Origin of the sequence: Desulforadius tongensis, from assembly GCF_016907915.1 — a bacterium.
GTDB classification, from domain to species: Bacteria; Bacillota; Desulfotomaculia; order Desulfotomaculales; family Desulfohalotomaculaceae; genus Desulforadius; species Desulforadius tongensis.
Window position 1 is genome coordinate 55,735 of the sequence record NZ_JAFBCW010000001.1, and the last position, 25,498, is coordinate 81,232.

The window sequence follows — 25,498 nt, forward strand, 5'->3', positions numbered from 1 at the left end:
ACCAAATGGATATGCACCACCGGGGCTGCAAATGCATTAAAAAACCCGGGGCTTTACCTTACCCCGGGATCAATTCCAGTATCTTTCGGGCGAAGTTCTTAAAATCATCCAAATGCTCTTCTATAATCCTCTCCACTATTTTCATGTTCAGTTTTTGATAATCATGAACCGCAATATTGCGAAAACCCACCATTGCCTTTAACCGGTCCGTCAGGCTTTTATCAATAATGTTATTTTGATAAAGCAGTTCAAAGGCTTCACCGCTGGTCTGCGGAATTCCCAAACCCTTTTCAGAGATTATATGCATGGCCAGGTCAATACATGCCTCACAGGCCCTCTGAATATTTAAAATTATTGAATCCTGCTTGGTAAAGTTATTAAGGTTTTGCGGGTTATCATCATATTCCTCATGAATTCTTTTTATACAGCGTTCAATAACCTGCACTTTATTTAAAATAACATCATTCATAAACAGAACCTCGCATGGTTATTTTTTCTATTACCCGCCGGCGCTCCTCATTTAACCGGGCATACTTTTTCAAAGCCAGCATTTGAAAAGCAATTCTTTTTTTCTCATCGGTACAGTAAATTATCCTTCCATTACCCAGCACCTGGACCTGAAAAACCGTTGATACTTCTTCCAGGTCCACCAGGTCAACATCTCTGCCCAACAGCCCGGCAAGACCCTGCCCAATCATAAATAAATCATAAGCACTAAATTTTTTATCACTTAAAAAAGCAATATCAACATCGCTTTCATCTCTCATATTTCCCTTTACCGCAGAACCAAACAAAATAATCAAATACGGCGCAACCCTTTCTACAAGGTAACGCTTTATCAGCTCAACTTCCTTTTCACTAATATTCACCGGCAACACCTCTACATACCATTATACACAGTATCAACACCCAAAAAAACACCCGCCTAAAATGCAAAAGGGCCTGATAAATCAAGCCCTTAAGCGTATTAAGCCATCAATTCTTCCAAGTATTTGCGGAACTCCGCCGCCAGGTCTTCCCTTTCCAGCGCGAATTCCACCGTGGCCTTTAAATAGCCCAGCTTGTCACCCACATCGTAGCGTTTGCCTTCAAAAGCCAGGCCGTAAATGGCCTCCCTTTGAGCCAGCGCCTTTAAGGCGTCGGTGAGCTGAATTTCCCCGCCGGAACCCGGTTTCGTCTTTTCCAGAAACTCAAAAATCCTCGGGCTGATGATATAGCGGCCCATTACCGCCAGGTTTGACGGCGCCTCTTCCACTTTTGGTTTTTCCACCAAATCATGCACCCGGTAAAGGTTGTTTTCCACCACCGAGGCCTCTATTATCCCGTACTTGCCGGTGTCCTGCTGCGGTACTTCCTGTACCGCCACCACACTATAGCGGTAATCATCATACACGTCAATCAACTGCTTCAGACAGGGTTTCCGGCTGCGCACCACGTCATCCCCCAGCAGCACCGCAAAGGGTTCGTCGCCGATGAACTTGCGGGCGCAGTAAATGGCGTGACCCAGCCCCAGGGGTTCCTTTTGCCGCACATAGTGCATATCCACCATGTTCCCTATTTCGTTAACCATTTTTAAAAGATCGTTTTTCCCCTTATTGGCCAGCTGCAGTTCCAACTCCAGCGACCGGTCGAAATGGTCTTCAATGGCCCGCTTGTTGCGGCCGGTAATAATCAGAATATCTTCAATACCCGAGGCTATGGCCTCTTCTATTATGTATTGTATGGTCGGCTTGTCAACTATGGGCAGCATCTCTTTGGGCTGGGCCTTGGTGGCGGGCAGAAATCTCACTCCCAGGCCGGCAGCGGGAATAATGGCCTTGCGAATTCTCTTCCGTACACGCATATGCAAACCTCCGCACTTTATTTACTTAACCCCTAGATGGTCAAACAGGGCTCGATTTATCGAGCCCTGGCACTAAACCGCCTTACAGTTCCAAATTGCGCTGTGCATTTGCACCCGGCACCTTTTTGGTTCCCGTTACACCTATTTTGTTCGCTCCCACAATAACGATTAAAGACAATGCCGCCAGCACAAAAACCGCCTGGTCAGTGGTAACCACGTTTAATAAATAGGCACTGCCGCCCATAAAGGCACTAATGCAGTAAATAACCAGCACCGCCTGGCGGTGGGAAAAACCCAAAGCCATCAGCCTGTGGTGCAGGTGTTCCTTATCCGGTTTAAAAATAGGCTGATGCTTGCAGCAGCGGCGTACGATGGCAAAGAAAGTATCCAACAGCGGGATACCTAAAATAACGATGGGAATAAACACCGAAATGGCCGCCGCGCTCTTAGTCAGGCCCATAACGGCCAGCACGGAGAGGCAGTAGCCCAAAAACATGGACCCGGTATCGCCCAAAAATATTTTAGCCGGGTAGAAGTTATAGCGCAGAAAGCCCAGAATGGCGCCGGCCAAAATCACCGCCAGCACGGCCACTTCAAAATGAACGCCGGAACCGCCGTAAATAACGCCCTGTTTCCAGGCCACGGCGGCCACCGTCAGCGCGGCAATCATGGAAGTACCGCCGGCCAAACCGTCCAGGCCGTCTATCAAGTTTACCGCATTGGTAACGGATATAATCCAGAACACCGTCAACGGCACGGCAAAAATACCCAGGGTAATTATGCCGCCGGTTAACGGGTTAGTTATAAAATCCACCTGAATGCCAAAGGGTACCACCGCCAGGGCAGCAAGTATCTGCCCCCCCAGTTTCACCTTGGCCGGCAGGCCTTTAATGTCGTCCAGTATGCCCAGCAGCACTATCAGCAGACCGCCCACCAGCAGGCCGGCTAAAGGCAGGCTGAAAGGACGCAGCAAAATCACCGTCAGGGCAAAGCTGAGAAAAACCGCCAGGCCGCCCATGCGGGGCATGGGGCTTTTATGCACTTTGCGTTCGTCGGGTCTGTCTATAGCCTTAACTTTAAACGCCAGGCGCCGTACCCATGGGGTTAACAGCAGCGAAAACACCACAGCCAGCACCGCGGCGACAAGTACCTTCGTCAGCATTTTCTACCCCTCCTAACTGTACAACTGGCACAATCATACTAATTGTACAGCATGTTCAGCTCTATGACAAAGGTAAATTTTTGACATTAACCGATTGGTTAGTACAAGACAAGCCCTTGTATAACCGGTAGCTTCAAATAACTGCCATTAACGACATTTGGGAAACCGGTTTCTACTTCTCCCCAATACCGAACATCAGCTCTGCTTCGGCCGCCAAGTGATCATCCACATAAGCCTTGGCTTTGCTCTTGCCTATCCTGCCCCGCAGTTTGGTTACCTCCACCTCTATTTTCAACTGGTCGCCCGGTACCACCTGGCGGCGGAAGCGGGCACCGTCTATGCCGGCAAACAGTGCCAGCTTGCCTGCGTATTCCGGCATGCTTAAAAGGGCCACCGCCCCCACCTGGGCCATAGCTTCAATGATCAGCACCCCCGGCATCACCGGGTGGCCGGGAAAATGCCCCTGGAAGAAAGGCTCATTAATGGATACATTTTTAATGCCCACCGCACGCTTACCTTCCTCCACTTCGATAATTCTATCCACCAGTAAAAAAGGATACCTGTGGGGCAGTATCTGCTGAATTTTTTGAACATCAAACAAGATAATTACCTCCTAACTTTTATAAAGTCAACCACCAGTTCCGCGGTATGTAAAGCATCGTTTCTTAAACTCCGCACTATTTTATCCAACCGCTCCCGCTCCCCCGGCAGGTTTGACGATATTCTCTCCAAATGGGGCAGCAGATCAAAGTGCCGATCCGTTACACAGCAGGCCGGGGTCAAGTTTAAGCGCTGCAAAAAACGGTCAATTTTGGGATCGTAAGAAATGCCAACCGGCGGCACTCCCGCGGCGGCGGCTATGATTATGGAATGCAGCCGCATGCCCACCAGCATTGTGCAGGCGCTGATAATGCCGGTAAAATCCATCACTGTATAATTGCCCTTCAGTATGGACGCCGGTTTTTCCATCAGAGCGGCAATTTTTTTGCAGGCAGCCACGTCACCGGGAAAATGGAGCGGTAAAAACAGCACCTGCCAGCCCTTACCGGCATAAATATCACAGCAGCGGGCCAGTTCCCTTTGAAAGGCCTCCACGGGGCCTTTCCAATCCCGCACCGACACAGCCAGCACCGGCCTGTCAGCATCCATCCCCAGTTCCCACAGTATTTCTCTACCCCGCTGCCGTTCTTCCCCGGATACCTTAACCCCCAGCACCGGGTCAGCGGTAACGGTAATGGGCGGCTTGTTAACCCCCATTGCCAGCAGGTCCTCCTTTGACTGCTCATCCCGGACGGTAATTACCTGCACCCGGTTAACCACCATCCTCATCATCGCCCGGCCCGCCCTGCTGGTAACCGGGCCGATGCCCTGGGCGTAAAAGAATACCGGCTTGCCCAGGCCGCGGGCCAGCGTTATAACGCCCAGGTAATAGCCCAGGCTTTTTAAACCCGTTACATCCTGCAGCAGGCTGCCGCCGCCGCTAATAAACAGGTGGCAGTCTTTAACAGCCGCCGCCACTTCACCCGGCCGCCAGCGGTTAACCGCTTTCACCCGGTACAGGCACTCCGTCCGGGCCGGATTGTTTGACAGCACCGTTATTTCCAGCCCCGGCTCCTTATCCCTTAAAGCCTGGATAATGCTGAACAATATAGCTTCGTCACCGGTGTTGTCAAAACCATAATAGCCGGACAGCACAACTTTAGCCATGCAGATACCTCCGAGCGCCGCCCCGGGCGGCTTTATAAATTAATACAGCCAGTACTCCTAATAGAATGCCCAACCACAGGCCGTGGCCAAACCTGATTATTGATATTACCAGCGGCGTGTGGATATGAGCAAAGGTGTTCACCAGTGAAATCTGGCCGATAACACCCAGTATCAACAGCGGCAGGAACCTGTTATCCCGGTAGCCGAAATACAATAGCGCCAGCATGGCCGGGTGGCCCAGTAAAAACTCCTTGGTGCGGGGTCTGACCCCCAGCAGGTTGTCCAGCATAGATCTAAACTGCAGCTCCAGCGGGGAAACCGCCACCCCATCGTTGCCCGTTCTAACAACATATACGGCCACCGCCAATAACAGCAGCCCGGCCACCGCTGCGTAACCCCACGAAACAGGCCGGTTCAGCAGGTTGGAAATTCTTTCCCGGGGACTTTCCCCCGTTGTTCCCAGGTAGCCGAAATAAAGGGCAGCAATGGCCAGCGGCACCACGTGAGCCAGTTTAACACCGGCAAACTGGTCCAGTTTTAACATGAAGCTGGTGTCGGCCAAAAGCCCCACCATCAGCAGTGCCCCCACCAGCGATAAAAAGGACATGGCTGCCAGGCTCATTACCGCCCGGCCCAGCGGCCGCTCCTTTCTATCGATGAAAATCAGTACCGACAGCGTGGGGAACACCATCACCGCTGCCAGTGCCATCAGCTTTCTGGCCAAAACAGGCTGCAGGTACAAAAGCCCGGCCCATATAACCAGTGCGGCTGCAAATAAAGGCATGGTTCCTTTTTTAAAGCCCAGCCGGCGATACAGCAGCAGCCCGCCGCCTATCACACCCAGGCCCACTAAAAATATTACCGGCTTGGATACCGGAACGGCGGGAAACCGGCTGGCTTCCCCCAGCTCCAGACCTTCCTGCTGCAATGCCGCCGTCAACCGGTCCAGAAACCGCTCCTGGGAGGCCAGGTTAACCGGTATAAACGGTCTCACCAGCAGCGCCCGGTGGTTTCTCTCCGCCGCCGCCAGCACAAACCGGTCTATGGCAGTCTCCGGGGTGTATTTTCCCATTTCCTTCTCAGCAATGGAATGAAGCCTGATTATCTTTTTATCCAGCAGCTTTCCTAAACTGGTCAGCCCCTTTTGGGGTAAAAATTCCACCACCGCCACGGTGGCCCGGGGTGTTTGTTTTATCTGCTCGGCCACCACCGGCAGCAGATGCTCGGAATAACCGGGCACGCTTTCATCGTTAAACAGCACCGCCGAAATACGGGGAATATTTTTGATCGGCTCAAAAACCGTTTTCAAATCTTCCACCGTGGCCGCCGAAACCTTGGACCAGGAACGAATCTGCACCATGACGTACAGGCCCGCCTGATCCACCAGCTGTATTTTATCCGCCGGAAAACCCAGGCCGATGTTTTTATCCTTTAAGATATTATACGCCATGGGTATTTCAATTAAGTAGGTACCGGCACCGGTATAGGTATTGATGCTTAAACTTTTCAGCTTGGCGACAAGCTGCTTTTTCACCCTGTCAAAGGCCGCCCGGTTATCAAAAATAAGATATGTATGATCCGCCCGGATATTGTTGGCCTTAACCAGGCCTTGAATTAAAGGATTATCAAGCCATTTTAATTCGGCCCCGGGCAGCGCTTCCCCTTTACTGCGCAGGTTTTCCACGGTGGGTTCCTTAAACAGCACGGTGGTTAAGCCGTGCTGTTTAAGCCTTTTAAGCGTTTCCGCTTCGGGCAGGCCGGCCCAGCTGCTGATCTCTTCTATATCTCGATATGTGATAACAATTTCTGTGCGGGTAAAATTCTTTTCATGCTGGTAGCGGTTCCAAAAAGCCAGGTGCCCCGCCGCCAGCACCCCTGTGATTACCGCGGCAATGAGCACGATAATTACCGTCTTTCTAGCCACAATTATTTAGCCCCCTCTTTAATCTACCTGCCGGCCTGCTGAACGTAGTTCTTCAGCAGTACAAAGGCAGCCCCCCGGGTTATACCTTCATCATTTTCTACAATCTTTTCCCATACCGGCTGCTTCTTAATCCATTTTTCAGAGAAAATATCTTCTAAATCGTCAACGGTTAACTCTTTATCCACACCGGCATACCGCTCTATTTTTTCCGGCAGGTCAAAGTTATAAATTTCCCCCAGCTTGAGCAGTATTTCTGCAAATTCCGCCGCGGTTACAGGCTCATCCAGGCGGTAATCATTAAAGTATTCTCCGCTGGCCAAACCGTGCCGGCGCACAAATTTCAGCCCCTCATAGGCCCAGTGCTCCCGCAGCGGGGTTTTAACTGCAAAGGGTTTAATATCCATTCCCTGTTTATTTAATATATCCTGCAGATCAGACATGATATATTTTTTCTGGGCCATTTTTCTAAAGGATATGTCTTTATCAATACTGATGGCAGCAGCAGCCCCGGCGGCCTGGCCGGTGGCCATGCCCACCGGAATAACCCGGGCACTGCCGTGGGCCAAAGAGTCAAAGCCGGCTGACCTGCCCACCACCAGCATGTTGTCTACTTTCTTGGGAACCAGGCAGCGGAAGGGAACGGCATACTGCTTGGGATTGCCCACTACAAAACCGGTGTTTTCCCGGTCTGTGGCCTGCACGTCCACCGGGTAAGAGCCAAAGGCCACCCGGTCATAAAAATCCCTGTTTTCCAGCACGTCGTCCACCGTCAGGCGGTATTCGGCATAAATATGCCTCGACTCCCGCACATACAGTTCCGGCGCCACCTCCGCCAGGTAGGCATTTTCAAATCCCGGCACATTTTCTTTTATATATTCCACCAGGGCGGGCAGCTCTTTCAAAGCTATAAGCCTGGCCTCTTTACGGGCTTCGGGGTCCAGCGGGTCTACATGGTAGATGTGCAGCGCGTTTATCAGCACGCTGCCGTCATTCTGCCGGCCGATGTTTAACCCCCGCACCCCCAGGCGGGGATTTTTAAATTGATATTTTTCCATTATTTCTTTAAATCCCCAGGCGCTGACGCTGTTGGCCCCGGTGTGTATGTCGTCATCGGTATTTAAGACCCGGCGTATTTTCAACCAGTCCCGGTCGGTAATTCCCGCCAGCTTAAATACCAGCGTCACGGCCATGGTTTTACTTTTATAACCCATATCCTCCTGGCCGAAGCTGAAGGGAACCCCTGCCCGGGCCGCAATGTCGGCATCCTGGGTGGCATCAATCAGCCTTTTACAGTAATACCTCTCGGTTTCGCCCTCTGCGTTCACCACTTTAATCCCTTCAACCTTCGCCCGGCGGTATTTTTTAGTAACTATCGGCTCAATCTGCCGCGCGTTCAGCAGCAGCCGGAGATTATCTTCCCGGGCTATCATGCGGTTAAAAACCCGCCGGGCGGTGTTAACGTCAAAGGAATCCCCCTCTACCTGCTTATAAAACTCCAGAAAGATACCTTTGTTCAGTATTTCATACTTGGGGCCATAGGGGTTGGGGGCGTAGTTCATATCGATGGTATTCAGCCAGCCCCTGGTCATCAGCCCCCCCACTTCCGGGCGGGTATCCACCAGCAGGGTGTCCAGCCCGTTCCTGGCCCCGGAAATCGCCGCCGCGATTCCCTCCGGATCACTGCCCACCACAATCAGATCATATTCATGCTTGGCCCCTTCAACGGGAGATATACTCATCGCCAGCAGCATCACCGTACAGAGCATTAAAATGCCGGTGCTAACTGCAATTCGTCTTACTGTCACCACTTAACACCTCACCCGCCTCTATATAATGCTTTAAAATCATATAAGCTGCACCGCGGGTTATTTTCCCGCCATGGTTTTCCACATTCTTCAGCACCTGCCGGTCAAAGAAGTTTAAACCCCTTAGATACCGGTAGGCTTCTTTCTTGGTCAATTGTTTTCCCTGATATTGAGTAATCATATACGAAACGTCTTCTATGGTCAGGGCGTTGCCTTCGGTATAAAGCACCGGTTTTTCAGCGCTGTCCCGCCCGGCAAGCCTGGTTATCCATGACAGCAGGTTGATAAAATTTTGTTCCGGCATTTCTTCATCCAAATTATACCGGTTGGAGTAACCGCCAAACACCAGGCCGTAACGGCGCACAAATTTTAAACCCTCATAGGCCCAGTGACCGGCTTCGGGGACCGGGTAGGAAAAGGGTTTTATCTCCATTCCCTGCCGATTCAACCTTTCCCTTAACTGGGTGATTAATTCCCGGTTATAGCACATATCCCGCAGGCTGGTGTTCTTTTCCAAGCTCAGCGCCGCTGCCGCCCCGGCGGCCTGACCGGTGGCCATGCCCACCGGAATAACCCGGGCACTGCCGTGGGCCAAAGAATCAAAGCTGGCTGACCTGCCCACCACCAGCAGCCCGTCCACTTTTTGGGGAACCAAGCACCGCAACGGAATGGCATACTGTTTGGGAACCCCCACCACCGCCCCCTTAAATTCCCTGCTCACCGCTTGAATATCAATGGGATAGGACCCAAAGGCTATGCCGTCGGCAAAATCCCTGTTTTCCAACACGTCATCCACCGTCAGCCGGTATTCACCGTAAATATGCCGGGACTCCCGCACATACAGTTCCGGCGCAGCGGCCGCCAGCTGAGCATGTTCCAAGCCGGGGATGTTCTGCCGCAAAAACTGCACAACACGGGGCAGTTCCCCTTCTGCCACCCGGCGGGCTTCCTGCAGCTGCTGTTCATCCAGCGGGTTAATCCCGTATACATGCAGGGCATTAACCAGCAGCGTGCCGTCCTTCTGCCGCCCGATGTTTAATCCCCTGATGCCCACCTGCTCGCTGGATGACCGGTATTCAGCCATTATATCGCCAAAGCCCCAGGCGCTGACCATGTTTATTCCGGCCCGTTCACCGGAGGCCCTGTTAGAAGCCAAACTAAACCCCATTTTCAGCCAATCCAAAGCGGAAACGCCCTTTAACTGGAACACCAGCGTAACGGCCACATACCTGTCTGTATAGCCCATGTCGCTTAAAGCAATACTGTAGGGCACACCGGCTGCCGCCGCTATGTCGGCATCCTGGGTGGCATCTATTACCACCCGGCCGTCAATTTTTCTAACGGTATTATCCTTCTCCACCACTTTAATGCCTGTTACCGCCGTTTTACCGGCGTTCATTACCGGCTTAATTTCCTTTACATCCAGCAGCACGCTTAAATTATCTTCATTTTCCACCATACGGTTAAAAACATTGAGCGCAGTGTTAACATCAAAGGAATCTCCCTCCACCTGCTTATAAAACTCCAGGAAGATACCTTTGTTCAGTATATCCCCGTTGGGGGCGTAATTCATATCAATGCTGTTTAACCATCCCCGGGTCATCAACCCCCCCAGCACCGGGCGGGTATCCACCAGCAGCGTGTTCAGCCCGTTTCTGGCCCCGGAAACCGCCGCCGCGATCCCCTCCGGGTCGCTGCCCACCACTATCAGGTCATATTCCGACAGCGCGGCAGGGGGTTTTTCCGGCGGTTTGGCCGCAAAAAATTTAGGTTCCGGCCTGTCCGTAAGATAAAACATGCCAAAACCCAGCAGCATTATCAGCAGCACTATTAAATAGCGTTTCATTTTTTATACCTCACCCGTTTAATTACCCTGCTATTCAACAACCCCGGTTCCCCTGTACATTATAATTATGGCGGTGTCTGCTTTTAACCCCCGGCCGTCATTTCTGGGAATTACCAGCAGGTGATTGGGGGGCACCTTCTGCCCGTTGACCACATTACCCCCTTTGGTCAGGTCTAAAATACCGCTGGTGGTGGGGTCTATGCAGGTGGCCTTTCCCGAGCGCAGCACCACTTCGGTACCGCTTCCCCCTTTAAAAACACCGCCGGGCTTAATTTCTTTAATCAACCACTGCCCGGCCCCCTGGCCCAGCTTTTCATTTACATATTTTTCAACATAACTTTTGGTAACCAGGGGGTCTGCTGAAGTACCCGGTTCCCCCGCACCGGCCCACAGCATTCCGGCATAAACAGTAACCAGCAGAACAGCCAAACCGATTACTACTGTTAGTCTTCGCGGTGACTTTAATTTATACAATTTTTATAGACCTCCCCAGTGAACTTATTTATGTATAAGACGGAACTATACATCCTTTCGTTTCGACGAACAGTTGAAAAAACCTGCCATTATTTACATAAAGTAAAATAAAAACCCCCTGAATGTTTGTTAATGTACTTCAGGGGGTGGTTTTTTAGCCCGCGCTATTTGTTTTCTTTAGCCTGAGCATTTTTAAGCAGTTCTACAATTTCGGTATGCCCTCTACTGGCCGCATAATCCGCTGCCGTTTTTCTGATTTCGGTTTTTATATTCACGTCGGCGCCGTTATCCAGCAGCACCTGTACAATTTCCCTGTGCCCTTCTGTGGCCGCGTAAAACAGCGCTGTTTTACCCAGGTTATTTTTAACATTAACACCGGCACCCTGTTCTAACAACTTTTTCACCGTTTCTACATGACCTTTTTTAGCAGCAAAAATTAATGCCGTATTACCATTTTCATTTTGAACATTCGGTTCCATGCCGGCCTTTATAAACAGCTCTATATTTTCCGCTGCCCCATTAGCCCCCTGCTCTATAAAGGACTCTTTAGTGTAGGAAATATTTTTTTCCTCCAACTGTTTTCGGGCATCTTCAGGTTTTTCCCCGCAGGCTGTCAGTAAAACCAGCGCTAAAACCATTACCAGCATCATTTTTATACTTAATTTAACTTTCATCTTACTGCAACTCTCCCCTTTAATTAAAAGTTTTATTTTTAAGCAGCCATTTTTCAATTATATACCCGCTGATTAATAATTTCTACACTGTATATCTTCCATTTATTGCCTATTTTAGTTAACCCGTATTTTTCAGTAACTTCAACCTGCAGAGAGTCCCCGCCCTTTAACTTAACCTTGGTTTTACCGGTTACCTCTGCCAGCCTGCCGCTTTTAAACTGCACTTCCGGCTCCTCGGCCTGCCTTACATATTTGATACCCGCATTTAAAGGAACCGCTTCAAGCAAACCCAGGCCGCCCTTTTCCAAAGCCAGCGCCGCCCCGCCGGTGGTGTGGGGTTTCAGGTCACTTAAGCTGCCGTCACCCGCCATAACATCTTTTAAATCTTCAAAGTAATCCTCCACCACAGCCGTTAAATCTTCGTCCTCCGGCGGGTTTGAACCGGCACTCTTTAGAAAACGGTGCAGAATCACTATCACTTCCGCCCTGGTGGCTTTGCCGTGGGGTTCAAAGGTAGAAGCGGTGCGGCCGCTGATTAACCCGGCCTTTTTAGCCTGCAGCACAGGCTCTGTATACCACTTACCCATTGGAACATCTACAAAAGACAGTGTATACGGGGGAATAGGTTTTTTTTCCACCGCGTTCATTATAATGGCGGCAATTTCCGCCCGGGTGATGTTTTTATGGGGCTGAAAATACATCTTACCGCCGGGACCGGGCACACCGTTTACTATTCCATCGGCTTTGAGGGCAGCCACCGCCCCCCTGGCCCACCGGGGAACATCCTGCCAATCGGCAAAATCCGGCTGGCTGTCTACCGCCTCCAACTGCAGGGTTTTGGCCATTAAAGCGGCAAATTCCACCCTGGTAATGGGTTTGTTGGGCTTAGCATAATACCTGTTGTTAACGGCATAACCGCTTAAAATATCCAGGTTAATCATTGCCGTCAGTTCCTCTTGGGCCCAGTGTTTTTCTATGTCCGCAAACTGGTGCGGCAGCGCTGCCGCCGCCATGCCGCGGGCAGGCACAGCAGTTATTAAACTAACCACCAGGAGCACCACCGGCAAATATCTGCGCATGTACATTCCTCCACCGTCATAATTAAACGACTATAAATATTCGCCGGCGGTGCCGTTCTCCCTTTAGTTAAATGATGGTTCAATTGCTAGTTCTGCTCAGCTTCAGGTTGATTTCAAATGTCCGGTTCCACGGGAAGCTGACAGTTAATTTTTCAATGTTGAAATCCTTTAAATAAGCCTCGGCAAACTGCAGCAGCCTGTATTCCACTTCACTTTTCACCAGGGCGCCGTTGGCCCCCAGGTTAAATTTATTCACATTTGAAGAGGCGATAACCTCCCGCTGTACTTCACCCCGCACATTGGCCTGGTAACCCCAATCATCCAGCAGCCTAACGGCCAGTATATTTAAAACATCTTTTTCATTCATATACTGCGCCAGTATTCCCTGGCCCAGGGCATAGCCCAGGCTGTTGCCGGCGGTGTTCCACCCCGCGTAGGCCGATATTTTATTTAACAAACCGCCGTGGGCCAAAGCGGCCATTAAACCGTTATCACTGCCGTTGGCATAGGAAATATCCGCCACGGCCACTTTTTTCCCCCCGGCTATGTCTGCCGCCATTTCTTTTACCAGCGAGAATACCCCCCAGGTGCTTTCCGCTGCATTTTGTTCCGTTCCCGCTTCCCGGGTGACACCGTTTACCGGGGTGTTCACCGCCAGAATCAAATCGGCATCCTCCGGGGAGTACGCCGGCACGCACCCGGCGGCATTTAAATGGTCTCCGACGTTTTTCCACACCTCGTAATCTTCATACTTGGGGATGGTCATGCCCCCTACCCCCCTGGCATAGCGAACAAAAACAGCGGGCTGGGCGGCATTTAAATCGTTTACAGCCCGGGTTAAAAGCACCAGCCCCACTTCATCCGCCCCGGATAAAGATGTAAATTTACCGGCCGGCAGGTTATAAGTTTTTGCTGATAACAACCGGAACTCCCTGCTGGACTGGGAATAGTAAGAGGTATCATCCCGGCAGAGAACAAAATGGTCTATTACACCGGCAGCGGTTTTGTCCAGCAGAGTGCTGTTAACGGAGAAATTCTTCGCTCTCCGGTTCATGTAATCGTTCAGCACATCCTTGGGGACATCTTCCAACAGCTCTCCCAACTGCATCTTCTCCCCCGGGGAAAGCCCATCAACCTCATCTTTATCCCGCAGGGCGGTAATCTGATAAATTTTTTTTCCATAGGTACCGTAATAGTCAGGTTCCGCCAGGCTGGTATTCTGTTTATGAGTGCGCATAATAGTGCTAAAAACATACAGCTTAACTTCCGGGTTTAACTCTTTAATCCGGTCAAAGTTTGACAGCAAATTATCCAGGGTATTTTTATCCAGGTTATGGATGCGAGAAGGGGTTAAACCGCCATAAATCATGGTATCGGCAGATAAAACAATATAATCCGCCCGGGGGCAGTTTTCAAAAACCCACTGCCACAGCTTACCGGTATGGCCCGGCGTTTTCTGCCGGGGCAAATATTCCACCGGGGGAATAAGCAGGTTCTCTCCGGTGGCATTTATAATTTCCGCCGCATAGTCCAGGTTGACCGGCCGCTCGTCCAGCGGTACATAAAGGATGGTGCTTACTTCCTTCCCGCTGGTATCATCCGTACAGGCTATAACAAGCAAACAAATTACCAGTAAGGTATAAACGGTTCTCTTCAACTTTTAAGCCTCCATTGCAAAATATCTAATTAAAAGCCCAGGCCAAAGTTTGCCTGGGTAAATATTTATTTTATATACCGGTGTTTGCCGGCACGGCAGCGTTTTCCGCCACATCTTTACCTGCCTCATCCTGCTGGCCGGAATTGGTTGGTACGGGCTGCTGCCCATCTTCAGAATCCTGGGGCAGCCACGGTGCGGCATCACCGCTGCTGCCGGTATTATTATCCTGCTGATTACTGCTCTCCTGCTGGCCTGCGGCTGCATCTGCACCGGCTTTACTTTCATCCGGTTCACCCGCCGCCGGGCTGCCCGACCCGGTATCCTGCTGTTCCGGCCCGGTATCCTGCTGCTGCTCACCAGCGGCGGTATTATCTTCCCTTTCTTCTGCAGCCGGTTCCTCCACAGCCTCTTTTTCAGGCTTTTTGGTATTCTTTACAATGGTACCTCCCTGCACCACATCCATCGTTTTGCCTTCAAAAATCGAAGCCACTGCCTTTTGAGCCACTTCCGGTTCCACATGCCAGTAACTGATGCCGTCTATAGTCATAAATTGACCGGGCAGGGTTTGGGTTATAATTTCGGCACTGCTTAAATTACGGGCCGCCTTGGCCAGGCTGGCCATCTGCACCAAACCCAGGTTGGTATCCACCGCCCTGTTAATGCTGGGCACCAGCTTATGCAGCTTGGTTACCGTGCTGGGCTGCAGCACCTCTTTAGCCAGCGCCTTTAAAAACTTCTGCTGGTGAACGGTGCGGTCGATATCGCCCCTTACATACCCCCGGTAACGGACATACTGCAGCGCCTTTTCACCGTCCAAACGCTGCCGGCCCTTTTTTAAATCGATCAGGGTGCCGTCAGCGGGGTCTTTGTAGCGCATGTCCTGCTCCACATCAATTTTCACTCCACCCACGGCATCCACTATATCTTTAAAACCGTCAAAATTGGTCAGCACATAATAATCTATGGGTACGTTTAAAAGTTTGGATACCGTTTTACTGGCCAGTTCCGGCCCGCCGTAAACATTGGCAGCGTTAATTTTATCCACGCCGTGACCGGGTATCTCCACCCTGGTATCCCGGGGAATGGACATCATGGCAATGCGGCCGGTTTCTTTATCTATACTGACAAAAATCATGGTGTCGGTGCGGGCCTTGGTTTCACCGGGCCGGGCATCCATACCCATTAATAAAAAGTTCAGCCGCCCTTCAATATCCGGTATATCTTCGTCATCCTTACCAGCGCCGGCCGCACCAACTTCTTGGGCCGGGTTGGGCAGCAGAAGTTTACTGGCCAGCGCGTAACCCGATGCAAACAAAGCCGCCAGCAGTATACAAAAAATAACCAGCGGAAGTTTTCTTTTTAATTTGCGTCTGCGTTTTTTAGCCATTATTTCACCTCTCTACCAGGTCAATTTTATCGCAGGTCAGTTAACAATTCAACTGGTAGTTATAATCAGCCTTATATATAATGACGGGCAGCCACGGAAAATAGTTTCTAAAAATTTAAAAAAAGGCCACAAAACAATGTGGCCTTCTATTTAAACCAAATAACGCCGCAGTACCAGCAGGGCAAACTTGGGCAGCACCAGCTGCCGCTTAAAACGGGAAGGTTCTTTAATCAGCCGGTACAGCCATTCTATTTTTAACCGCTGCATCCACCGGGGCGCTCTCTTTTTGCGGCCGGAAATCACATCAAAACTGCCGCCCACACCAATGGCCACCGGCACACCTATCCGGGGCTGGTACCTGGCAATCCACTGTTCCTGCCTGGGGGCACCCAGGGCCACAAAAAGAATATGCGGCCCGGCCCGGCGAATCATTTCCACAATCCGCCCGCTTTCAGCGTCGGTAAAGTAGCCGTGATGGGTGCCGGCAATTACCAGGCCGGGATTCTGCTGCTTTAACCTTTCCGCCGCCTCTTCGGCCACCCCCGGTGCCGCCCCCAGCAAAAACACCCGCCAGCCTTCATACCCGCCCCGGGCACACAGGTGCAGCATCAGGTCAATACCGGTAACCCGCTCTTTTACCGGGCGGCCGGCAATCTTACAGGCCCACACTATACCCGTACCGTCAGCGGTAACCAAATCGGCACTGTTAACCAAATCCAGCAGTTCTCGCCGGGCCTGCGCCCGGTACAAATACTCGGGATTCAAAGTTATCACCCGGTGAGGCCGGCCCGAGCGTATGAACTCTGCCGCCTTTTCCACCGTTTCATCCATATTTAAATCATCAATGTATGCACCCAATAATTCTACCCGCACTACAACAACCTCTTTATACTGTTTTATCTAATTCAGCCAGCAGCCTTTCTTGATAGTAAGAAGCATACATTTTATTATATTCACTATACAGCTGCCTTTGGAACTGGCGGTAAGCCTGTCCACCGTCATAAATTACTCCATCCAGCAGAGTTTTTTTCTCACCTATCTCGTCACCGCGTTTAAGAACAGTTTTTGCCGCATACCGGGATAAATTTCTGCTGTAGGCATCTCCCACCTCGGGATCCTGCCGGCCACCTTTTGTTTTATGCCAGTGCAGATTGGGTACAAACACCTGCCACACCACTTGGCCGTCTTTCCCTAAAAATTTCAGCATGCTGTCTTCAATCTTCCGCCCGTATACATCTGTAGAACGGCTGACCCCTTCTGTGGGCTTAGTTAACTTATACCCTTCTATTCCGGTATCTGGCAGAGCATTAGGATTTTCCAGCAGCTTTTTTATGTATTCGTTGTCTGCTTCATAAAATTCTTCTCTGCTTTTATAACCAGAGCGATCCGGTTCTTTAAGATATATTGTTTTATTCAGCACAGAATTAAATGAGTCATTAGTACTTTTTAAGCTTTTGGTAGAAATACTATTGTTATTAACAGCTGATTTATTATTTGCAGCAGCTGCCATATTACCATAAGTAGTGCTCATAATATCCCCTCGTTGACCTTTATATTATACTATTTGCACCTGAAAATCACATTAAAACTGCCGCTATAACGCCAACGGCCCCAGCACCCCTTCTTGTGCTGGCACTCAAGAAATCCACTGCTCCTGCTCAGCATGCCCAGAGCCTAAAATCATCTCTACTTTCCACCGTAAATATTTATATAATAGTTAATAGTATCCCTAAGCCCATCATCTAAAGACCAAACTGGTTCCCAATGTAAAATTTTTTTAGCGTTGGTATTATCTAAACAGCTGTGCAGAATATCCCCTTTCCGGCTCTCAGTATATATAGGCTCTTTCTCTTTTTTTGTTAAATATTTAATTCGCTCAAATAATCCTTGTATTGATATTTGAGTCTTTGAGCTAATATTTAAAACAGCATTATCACCTTTCTCCAACGCCATTATATTTGCATGAGCTGCATCTTTTACAAAAATAAAATCTCTTGTTTGTTCTCCATTTCCAAAAATAAATAAATCTTTATTGCTCAAAAGCTTATTTATAAATATGGCTACAACCCCACCTTCTCCCCCCGCATCTTGACGCGGCCCATACACATTTGAATACCTCAATACAGTATAATTTAAACCGTACAGCTGGTGATATATCCCTAGATATCTGCTCATTACTGATTTTGTAAGACCGTACCCCGATTCGGGATTAAGAGGATGGTTCTCATCTATGGGTAAATACTTCGGTTTTCCATATACAGCAGCTGATGATGCACATACTATTTTCTTAACATTACTTTTTACACAGCATTCTAGTACATTGAGAAATCCCAGTATATTTACTTTTGCATCAAAAATGGGATCTTTAATAGATGCTTGAACATCTACCTGCGCAGCTTGGTGAATAACATAATCAGGCTTCTCTTTAGTAAAAACACGTATCAAACTGCTATCTACTATATTCTGCTCATAGAACTTTGCTTTGGGGTTAATATTTTCTTTTTTGCCCGTCGATAAATTATCAACTATCACTGCTTCATAACCTTTACAAACTAATTCATCTACAATATGAGAACCAATAAAACCTGCCCCACCGGTAACTAAAACCTTCATCCATTTATCTCCTTTTCCCTTACATGTACTCTTTGGGTATAATTCTAAAAGTTTTTCGATCTTGCTGTAAAATAACTTATTTTTATTAAAACTTCCTCACTGACTGTAAATGTTCTACACACTTCCTTTTTTTCCTCTAAAGTTATCGTGCAAATGATGTAACCCTGTTGGTTTACCAGTCCCACAGGGGTACTAAAAAGTTTTAGCTGTTTATTCCCATAGCAATTGGGATATTTTTCCCATTGACATTGAGACGCCCATTGGCTATTATTATTATGCAATGTTTGTTGATACAAACATACAAACATGATAAAAAATTCCCCTGCTGGTATACAGCAGCATTAAACATAAACTCATCACTTTGGGTAGCTGCAGTGCCATAGTAACCTTCATAACCTTGTGCCAATTTATACTGAAGCTGTCCAAATTGAAGTTTATAAATGCTGCGTACCAGCAGGGGATTTATATTTTGCTGACTAATTTTCACCTTCGGTTATAATTATAACGGTTTTAGTATCACTTCTCCATTCCACTTCAGCTCCAAAGGCCTGAGCTACAGCGCGCAGCGGCACCATTACTCTACCGTTATAAACATGAGCTGCTGCACCCGTTTCAATTTTCTTACCTGCTGCATAAACTGCATTTTCCCCCAGCTTAACTTTAATTTCCGTGTTATTTTTATATAATTTAGCTGTCTGGCTTTTTTTATCCCACGAAATATCAGAATCTGCACCCAATGCAAGCCCTGCATATCTTAAAGGTAAAAATGTTCTACCTTGATCAACACGTAAAGAAGAGTCCATTTTATATATTTTATTATTTACATAATAGAAGTTTTTCCCAAGTTGAAATACTACAACCCTCGTGTCAGGTATGTTCTTTTTTATTTCAAGATTTACTGCTACGACAGCGTTAGCGGTACCTGCTGCCCACTCTGTGCCGCTATTGTTCATTTCTTTTACTGCTGGTCCTCCAATTTTTACTTTTACATCTCCATCCGGTGCCGCATTATCTATATCATATTTTATATTACTAATTTTTATTGTACTGGCTGAATAACTAGATACATTAATAGGAATAACCAGCCTTTGTTTTTCACCCAGCTCTACAACTTCCGGTTCACCTATTACCAAGTCACCTGAGGTAACATTAACTGATGGAGTTTCACATAAAGAAACGTGATCCGGGAACTCCAGCCAAAGCTCTCTTGCCAGCAGGGCCTGACCAGCAGTTTCTTTAATTTCGATATCACCTGCCTGCTGTCCCTGCTGACCTAAAGTTAGTTCAGGCTTACTTAACGAAACTGCAGTAAAAGGCACACTTACAGTGCCCACTGTAAGCTCCCCAGATGCCCCAGCTCTCCCGCCCACAATAATTTTTAAGTCTCCTTGGGCAGTCATGTCGACACTAACTTTAGGTTTTTTTATTATTACCTTTGCTGGTTTGCTTTTACTTTCTTTTTCAATATAGAAGCGGGCAACCCTTCTATCGTCATCTGTAATAATTGCTTTACCGGCACTTAAGCCCAGCTCAAGCTCTGTTGTACCTTCAATTTCAACGTACGGCTCCTCTGCCCACTGGGCCCAGGAAGGAAGTACAAGATCTACATACCTGCCGCCGTCAATTAACGCCCCCGGTGCGTTTTCTTTAATTGTAATTTCCGCAATTTCCTGGTCAACTAACCCTGGAGATAAGTGCTTAGGACTTCCTGCAGATACAGATACTTTTTGTTCATTATAATCAGCTACCTTTAAAGTATCTTTATCCGGATCAGAACTTCCTGATATCTGAACCTTGACATCCCCGTATGACGCAATATCTTCGTCCACATCTACATCACACTCAATTCGTAATGTTCCCCTATGAGTTGATTTCTCACCTATTAATTCTACTTTAAGAACAGAACGCCCATATTTATTTTTATATATACTCACTTTATAGTCACGCTCTTCTACTCCATCCCCGTCGTAGTCACGAACAAGTCCCAGCCCGGGATCTATAACTGCAGAGTCCTCCCATTCAAATCCAGATGGCAGACTAAATTCAATATAATCAAATGCGCGGCTCATATTCTCTGAAACAACAATGGGACCAATTCTTTTATCCACCACAATGTAAGGTACTTTTTCAGCACTTACTTTTAACTCACCCTCAGCAACTTTGGCAATCTTTGCCTTTCCGTCAGAGAAACCTGAATAATCACCGCGCTCAATTGTAACGTAAACATCCCCTGTGTAGCCGGGTACCACATATACGTTATTAAAGTAAAGTATAAGTTCAGGTTTTTCCCCATCTGCACCGGACTTACTGTTTACTATTATTTCAAAACCATTATAATAACCAGGATTGTACGGGTCCTCCGAAATAGGATGTATAGTTACGGCAGACGGGTCATCTAACCCTCGTACAACTCTAAACACTACGCCGCAGTCATCGTCTGCACTGCCATAAAGCCCCGCCGATGTAATATAACAATCGGGGGGAAGGCGAAATTCGGCCCTGTCATTTTCCCCGGAAAAAGTTAAAGTTGTTGTGCCTGTTATCACAATCCTGCCCATTTTTACAAACTGTCCATCCTTAACAGTACTTATACCCACCGAGCTGTATTTTGTATCCGCTTCCACCGGCGCTGCCCCGAAAAAAACAGCAAAAACAAATATTAAAGCACCCAGCTTTAACACTTTTTTAATCATCTATTTCCCTCCATTAAAATAATTACTAGTAAATTATACCACATGATATATTCAAAATTAACCTTTATATGCCAAGTGTTGACAATTTTTACTTAACAATTAGCTTTTTGCTGTTGCGTTTGTGATTTTTTTCATGTAAATTTTAATTATATAAGGGTTGATGAAGATATTGACCCCGGCCGGTGGATAAAGGGTAAAACCTATGAACATACCACCCAGCTTGATTTTAGCGACCTGCCGGAAGGTCAGTATCGTTTGGCAGTGGGAATTATAAACACTAAAAAACAGCCTAATTCAGGAATAAAGCTGGCCGTCAGAGAACCCAAAATAGAACATGATAATAATTACTGGTATTTAATCGGCAGCTTAAAGAAAGTACATAAAAAACAGCCCCAACATGTTGAACTTTTAGTGAATGGAAAGAATTTAAATTATAGGCATGCTGTATATGCAAAATATATTAACGGAAGAAACTGCTGGCAGGATGCTGTATCGGCATCAAAAATTGTTTCCATCAATACACCAGAACCTAAGTAAGCCCTGGTTTTTTATTGCAGTCTTCGGTTGCTGAAGTTTTTATATAGATGCATAACCAATAAGTTAATAAGTTAGGTGTTTAGCACCGTCTCCTGATGTTACAAAGAATCACTAATGAAATTTTAACTACCAAGGATGTTGGCAAAAAAACTACATTTTTTATTGCCATTTCATGCAATTTTTACTTGCCAAATACATTGGATGAAGAAGAACAATGAGATACGTTTTTTATATGAATAAGGTTGTGGATAAAAATTAATATAATTAAGAAGGTGAATTAATGATAGAAATAATAGGAGAAAAATTTTTAAATTTATCCAGTAAGATTGTTGAAGAAAAAATTATTGAAAAAATCAATAATTTTCATAATATCAAAGCATGGTGTAGAGCATTCGAAAAAGCTGTTATATACTCAGAAGAATTTGAACCAGGATTTGGAAACGAATTAGCAACACATCGTACTATGATGAGATTTTATTATGAAACGTTTGACATAAGTAAAGAAAAAATCTCATTTAATGACTTTGTTTTATCAATTGGAATGGAATTTTTAGATTTTCAATTAAAGATTCCTCCTGAAGTTACTATATCTTTAGCTGATGCAATAGTTAATAATTGGTATAAAGAATTACAAACAAATAAATCCTTAAAAAACAAACTAAAAACTGTAAACAAGCAACTTCCTGAAATAGAAGATTGGGATGTAGAAGAACTTAAGTTAATACTAAAAGATCATGAAAAAATGAGAAGAGCTTATTTTAAAAGTTTCGAACATGTTAACGGGGTAAAGACTATAAGAGTTTGGTATCCAGCTCCAAATGAAAATTGGATAAGATGGGATGAAAAATATAGTATTGATATAAAGGTAAATCCAATGTTAGGAATGGCTCTAGGATTTTTTAGAAAAGGTTATGATTACTCTTTAATTGAAACAGATAAAACCCATAGACTAAAATTTGCAGCAATATCATCTTCAAAGGAAAGAGAAACCGCACAGTTTAAAACATCAACTTTATGTATCGGTGAAAAAGGCGGAAAAGTATTCTGGGCATGGTAAGTTTAACCTATTTACACAAAATAATTTACACTCCCAATGCATACCCAATAAGTTAGGTGCCTGGCAATGGCACCGGCTCACCGGCTCACCGGCTCACCGTCTCACTAGCAAATGCCTGCCAAGCGATGGTTTTGAGCTTTCTCAAGGGCCGCAGAAATTAGAATCCATGGGGAATGTTTACTCCAGCCAGATATGAATAAACTTGAACCGTTTTCGGTATGCAGAGAAACTTCCTTTAGAAGAAAAAACCCGTACTTCTTTTTAGAAGTACGGGTTACAACTTTCATTTTAAAACCTATTGAACATCCACAGTCAGTTCATAAAGTCCAACTGTTTCATTTGAAGCATTTAGTACTTTAATTATAATTGTACCGGAATCATTTATAGCAGGATCAGTTTCTGTACCACTCTCTCCATATATAATATTCCCACTATCATCAAGTTCAACACTTGCCCAATCTACGGTAACAAAACTAACTTCACCTACAGTTAAGCCAGAACCATCAACTTTAGTATTTACTGTCCCATCATTTTGTAGATAGAGATCATTACCATTTTCATCTTTTATTTCCGTAATTACATTGCTTAGTGAATATGCGCCAGCTTCTGTAATAGCTGCTGTATCATCAAATGTAACAGATGTTAAAACAGGAGTTGTATTAATAACCTGAACTTCATAAGTAGCTCTTGTAAGAGCACCTTCCATAATTTTTATTGTAGCAGTTCCTTCAGCTTCAGCCTTTACTGTTATATCACCATTTTCAACCAAAACACTAGCCACTTCATCATCACTACTAACTACTTTATAAGTTTCAGTACTGTAATCAATAGCATCTTCAATGTCAGTCTCTTTCGCAATGAATTGCCCCTGGTCGTTATACTGGTTATAATTTAATACGATTTGATTATCTGTTGCGCCAGGCTTGGCATCAATTACATTATCTTGAGCAGTTGTTTCCAGTACTCTGTAAGCCACTGCGCTTCCATCGCCTACTGTAACAGGAATAGTTAGTAAGGTCTGATCATTATCCTTAACTAAAAGGGTTCCTTGTCCGGTATTAGTACCTTCGGGCTTAACAGTAATTGTCACAGTAGCATTCCCTTCGGAATCTATTGTAGCCGCTACAGGGTCTACAGATAAAGTAATATCTTCATTATTCTCATTTTGTACTGCAACTATCTCAGATAAATCAGCTTTAATAGGATCCCCAAACTGATCTTTCAGAGTAAGTATTACATCTATACCCGAAGAAGCAGTAGTCATATCGATACTTGCTTTGCCAGCTGTAACATTACTTACATATCTATCATTAGCATCATCTACTACTGTATAAGTTACTTCTTTAACAGCATTGCCGGCAGTAATTTTAAATGTAACTTGCCCCTCAGATACGGGAGTTATTCTACCAGAAGAATCTATTAAAGCAACAGTTTTATTTAAAGATTCAAAAGACTCTCCAGCAATTGGTTGTTCAGTTTTTCCATCGACAAGTGTACCTTCTACAGCATCCAGAGTTGGAGTTTTATCGTTCATTTCAATAATTCCACTATTTACTACTACATCAGCATCAATGGTAAGTGTGACCTTATCTATAGTAGCAATATCACTACCATTCAGCACATTTACACTCTTGGTTTCTGAAGTTGCTACATCTACACCGTCTTTGCTAACAACCACCTGGTATTCAAAGGAACTAATGTTACTTCCTAAGAAATCGCCCTGTAAAACTGCACCGGTTGTATTTGTGTTAACTTTGTTTCCGTTTCCGTCATCCAATACATCTTTGTTAGTCAAGAAAGTAACAGTGTATCCAGCCTTTTCTAGAGCAACCAGGTCAGCTGCTTCTGATTCTCCATTTATTGCAAACTCAAGCACCTGATCTGCTGTATTGTTGAAAACATTTTCGGTAATAGCACTTACAGATTCAACTGTTAAAGCAGCAGTTACCCTTTTAGAAACTGCAACCGCATCCTGCCATGTGCTGCGGCCGTTTTCATCTTTTGCATAAACAGCAATAACATATTCTTTACCCGGTTCTACATCCAGAGTTTGAGTAGCTGCAGTGCCATAGTAACCTTCATAACCTTGTGCATCAGCATTGCCAAATGCTCTCCAGTCTTCAGGAGTACCCGGAGTTGGATCAACCCAGAATTGATAGTAAGGATTAGCGATATTAGCAGCTTCTGCTGTAATGGTAAGCTTGCCATCTGCGTATTCAGCAGTGAAATCTACTGAACTGCCTACAAAGAATACGGAACGTGCAAAAGCATCACTCTCTACAGCATAAGCGTCCACAACATAAGCGCCCGGCTGAACATTTTCCAGTACCACAGGCTGTTCTGGAGCGCTTACACCCTTCCAGCTGTAAACACCATTTTCTTTAACCCAAATTTGGGATTGAACATCGGTTTCAATAGTTACGTTTTCACCTGCTGTAAAAGCTTTTCTCACGTCATTTCCTTGGCCGTTAATGGTCAAGGTTACGCCATCGGCAAATGCTGCCACCGGTAGCATCAGACCGACTATCAGCGTAAGTACTAGTAAAATACTCAGCTTTTTATATGCTTTTACCATACTACAACTAAAACCTCCTTAAATTAGTCTTCGTGGTTGTGATATTCATCACTTTTTTCCGTTTTGCTCCTTCCAGGTATCTTTACGTGGGTCCTGGTTTGTCTGAAAGTAATACCTGAGAGCACTTTCTACAATGGCCCCCTGGCTGACACCTGTTTCATACGATTTTTTTGCTAATTCTTCTTTAAGTTCAGGACTCAGCCTCACCTGGAAAGAAACATAAACCTTGGGGCGTTTTACTGTTTTAGTCAAGATCTACCACCTCTCACCTCCTTAGAAATATCATCTCTATAGACATCACCCCCCTAAATAATCGTATTGTTTATTTTTGTTAATAAAATAACTAACTACTAAAGTAAAATACATTAGTAGTTAAGTCATTCTACGCATATATTCATTTTCCTTCATTTTTTGTTAATTCAATTATTTAATTTAATAAATGTTTGTATATTTGTATATATAAAT

The 25,498-nt window shown here is 46.2% G+C and carries 22 protein-coding genes; 2 read left to right on the forward strand and 20 right to left on the reverse strand.

What is annotated here, in order from left to right:
* Nucleotides 1–58 precede the first annotated feature (58 nt).
* From hepT to JOC37_RS13535, 18 genes are all read right to left on the reverse strand, one after another.
* Nucleotides 59–469 (reverse strand): type VII toxin-antitoxin system HepT family RNase toxin, encoded by a 411-nt coding sequence (gene hepT, locus JOC37_RS00250; RefSeq protein WP_204614837.1) that lies wholly within the window; start codon nt 467–469, stop codon nt 59–61.
* Complete coding sequence (mntA, locus tag JOC37_RS00255; RefSeq protein WP_204614838.1) at nt 462–869, reverse strand: type VII toxin-antitoxin system MntA family adenylyltransferase antitoxin; 408 nt, start codon at nt 867–869, stop codon at nt 462–464. Before mntA ends, hepT begins: the two co-directional genes overlap by 8 nt.
* Before the next feature lie 98 nt (nt 870–967).
* The gene (gene galU, locus JOC37_RS00260; RefSeq protein WP_204614839.1) at nt 968–1,843 is read right to left on the reverse strand and encodes a UTP--glucose-1-phosphate uridylyltransferase GalU; all 876 of its coding nucleotides are present in this window, start codon (nt 1,841–1,843) and stop codon (nt 968–970) included.
* 82 nt (nt 1,844–1,925) lie between these two features.
* A complete protein-coding gene (locus JOC37_RS00265) occupies nt 1,926–3,005 on the reverse strand; it encodes a glycosyltransferase family 4 protein (RefSeq protein WP_204614840.1) in 1,080 nt (359 codons plus the stop codon).
* A gap of 172 nt (nt 3,006–3,177) precedes the next feature.
* Complete coding sequence (gene fabZ, locus JOC37_RS00270) at nt 3,178–3,606, reverse strand: 3-hydroxyacyl-ACP dehydratase FabZ (RefSeq protein ID WP_204614841.1); 429 nt, start codon at nt 3,604–3,606, stop codon at nt 3,178–3,180.
* A gap of 5 nt (nt 3,607–3,611) precedes the next feature.
* Nucleotides 3,612–4,712 (reverse strand): polysaccharide pyruvyl transferase CsaB, encoded by a 1,101-nt coding sequence (gene csaB / locus JOC37_RS00275; RefSeq protein ID WP_204614842.1) that lies wholly within the window; start codon nt 4,710–4,712, stop codon nt 3,612–3,614.
* Entirely contained in the window at nt 4,705–6,636 is a 1,932-nt protein-coding gene (locus JOC37_RS00280; RefSeq protein WP_204614843.1) for a DUF5693 family protein, read from the reverse strand. Before JOC37_RS00280 ends, csaB begins: the two co-directional genes overlap by 8 nt.
* A 23-nt stretch (nt 6,637–6,659) precedes the next feature.
* Complete coding sequence (locus JOC37_RS00285) at nt 6,660–8,441, reverse strand: FAD-dependent oxidoreductase (protein WP_204614844.1); 1,782 nt, start codon at nt 8,439–8,441, stop codon at nt 6,660–6,662.
* Entirely contained in the window at nt 8,416–10,287 is a 1,872-nt protein-coding gene (locus tag JOC37_RS00290; protein WP_204614845.1) for an FAD-dependent oxidoreductase, read from the reverse strand. Before JOC37_RS00290 ends, JOC37_RS00285 begins: the two co-directional genes overlap by 26 nt.
* 30 nt (nt 10,288–10,317) lie before the next feature.
* Nucleotides 10,318–10,761 (reverse strand): hypothetical protein, encoded by a 444-nt coding sequence (locus tag JOC37_RS00295; protein ID WP_204614846.1) that lies wholly within the window; start codon nt 10,759–10,761, stop codon nt 10,318–10,320.
* A gap of 164 nt (nt 10,762–10,925) precedes the next feature.
* Nucleotides 10,926–11,435: an ankyrin repeat domain-containing protein gene (locus tag JOC37_RS00300; protein WP_204614847.1), complete on the reverse strand. Its 510-nt coding sequence runs from the start codon at nt 11,433–11,435 to the stop codon at nt 10,926–10,928.
* A gap of 53 nt (nt 11,436–11,488) precedes the next feature.
* Nucleotides 11,489–12,514 (reverse strand): S-layer homology domain-containing protein, encoded by a 1,026-nt coding sequence (locus tag JOC37_RS00305; protein ID WP_204614848.1) that lies wholly within the window; start codon nt 12,512–12,514, stop codon nt 11,489–11,491.
* Between the two features lie 79 nt (nt 12,515–12,593).
* Nucleotides 12,594–14,171 (reverse strand): DUF4127 family protein, encoded by a 1,578-nt coding sequence (locus JOC37_RS00310; RefSeq protein ID WP_204614849.1) that lies wholly within the window; start codon nt 14,169–14,171, stop codon nt 12,594–12,596.
* A 70-nt stretch (nt 14,172–14,241) separates the two neighbouring features.
* Nucleotides 14,242–15,558, reverse strand: a complete 1,317-nt coding sequence (locus tag JOC37_RS00315) for an LCP family protein (protein WP_204614850.1) — start codon at nt 15,556–15,558, stop codon at nt 14,242–14,244.
* A gap of 150 nt (nt 15,559–15,708) precedes the next feature.
* Entirely contained in the window at nt 15,709–16,431 is a 723-nt protein-coding gene (locus JOC37_RS00320; RefSeq protein ID WP_204614851.1) for a WecB/TagA/CpsF family glycosyltransferase, read from the reverse strand.
* Nucleotides 16,432–16,444: 13 nt separating this feature from the next.
* Nucleotides 16,445–17,089 (reverse strand): hypothetical protein, encoded by a 645-nt coding sequence (locus tag JOC37_RS00325; protein ID WP_204614852.1) that lies wholly within the window; start codon nt 17,087–17,089, stop codon nt 16,445–16,447.
* A 155-nt stretch (nt 17,090–17,244) separates the two neighbouring features.
* A complete protein-coding gene (locus JOC37_RS00330; protein ID WP_204614853.1) occupies nt 17,245–18,171 on the reverse strand; it encodes an NAD-dependent epimerase/dehydratase family protein in 927 nt (308 codons plus the stop codon).
* Between the two features lie 476 nt (nt 18,172–18,647).
* Nucleotides 18,648–20,795: a stalk domain-containing protein gene (locus tag JOC37_RS13535; protein WP_204614854.1), complete on the reverse strand. Its 2,148-nt coding sequence runs from the start codon at nt 20,793–20,795 to the stop codon at nt 18,648–18,650.
* 324 nt (nt 20,796–21,119) lie between these two features.
* Between JOC37_RS13535 and JOC37_RS00340 the strand changes: the two genes are divergently transcribed.
* A complete protein-coding gene (locus tag JOC37_RS00340) occupies nt 21,120–21,401 on the forward strand; it encodes a hypothetical protein (protein WP_204614855.1) in 282 nt (93 codons plus the stop codon).
* A 280-nt stretch (nt 21,402–21,681) separates the two neighbouring features.
* Nucleotides 21,682–22,458 (forward strand): hypothetical protein, encoded by a 777-nt coding sequence (locus JOC37_RS00345; RefSeq protein ID WP_204614856.1) that lies wholly within the window; start codon nt 21,682–21,684, stop codon nt 22,456–22,458.
* Between the two features lie 295 nt (nt 22,459–22,753).
* On the opposite strand, the gene JOC37_RS00350 is transcribed toward JOC37_RS00345, so the two are convergent.
* On the reverse strand, nt 22,754–25,033 hold the full coding sequence (locus JOC37_RS00350) for a hypothetical protein (protein ID WP_204614857.1): 2,280 nt from the start codon (nt 25,031–25,033) through the stop codon (nt 22,754–22,756).
* 48 nt (nt 25,034–25,081) lie between these two features.
* The gene (locus JOC37_RS00355) at nt 25,082–25,285 is read right to left on the reverse strand and encodes a ribbon-helix-helix domain-containing protein (RefSeq protein ID WP_204614858.1); all 204 of its coding nucleotides are present in this window, start codon (nt 25,283–25,285) and stop codon (nt 25,082–25,084) included.
* Between the last annotated feature and the right edge of the window lie 213 nt (nt 25,286–25,498).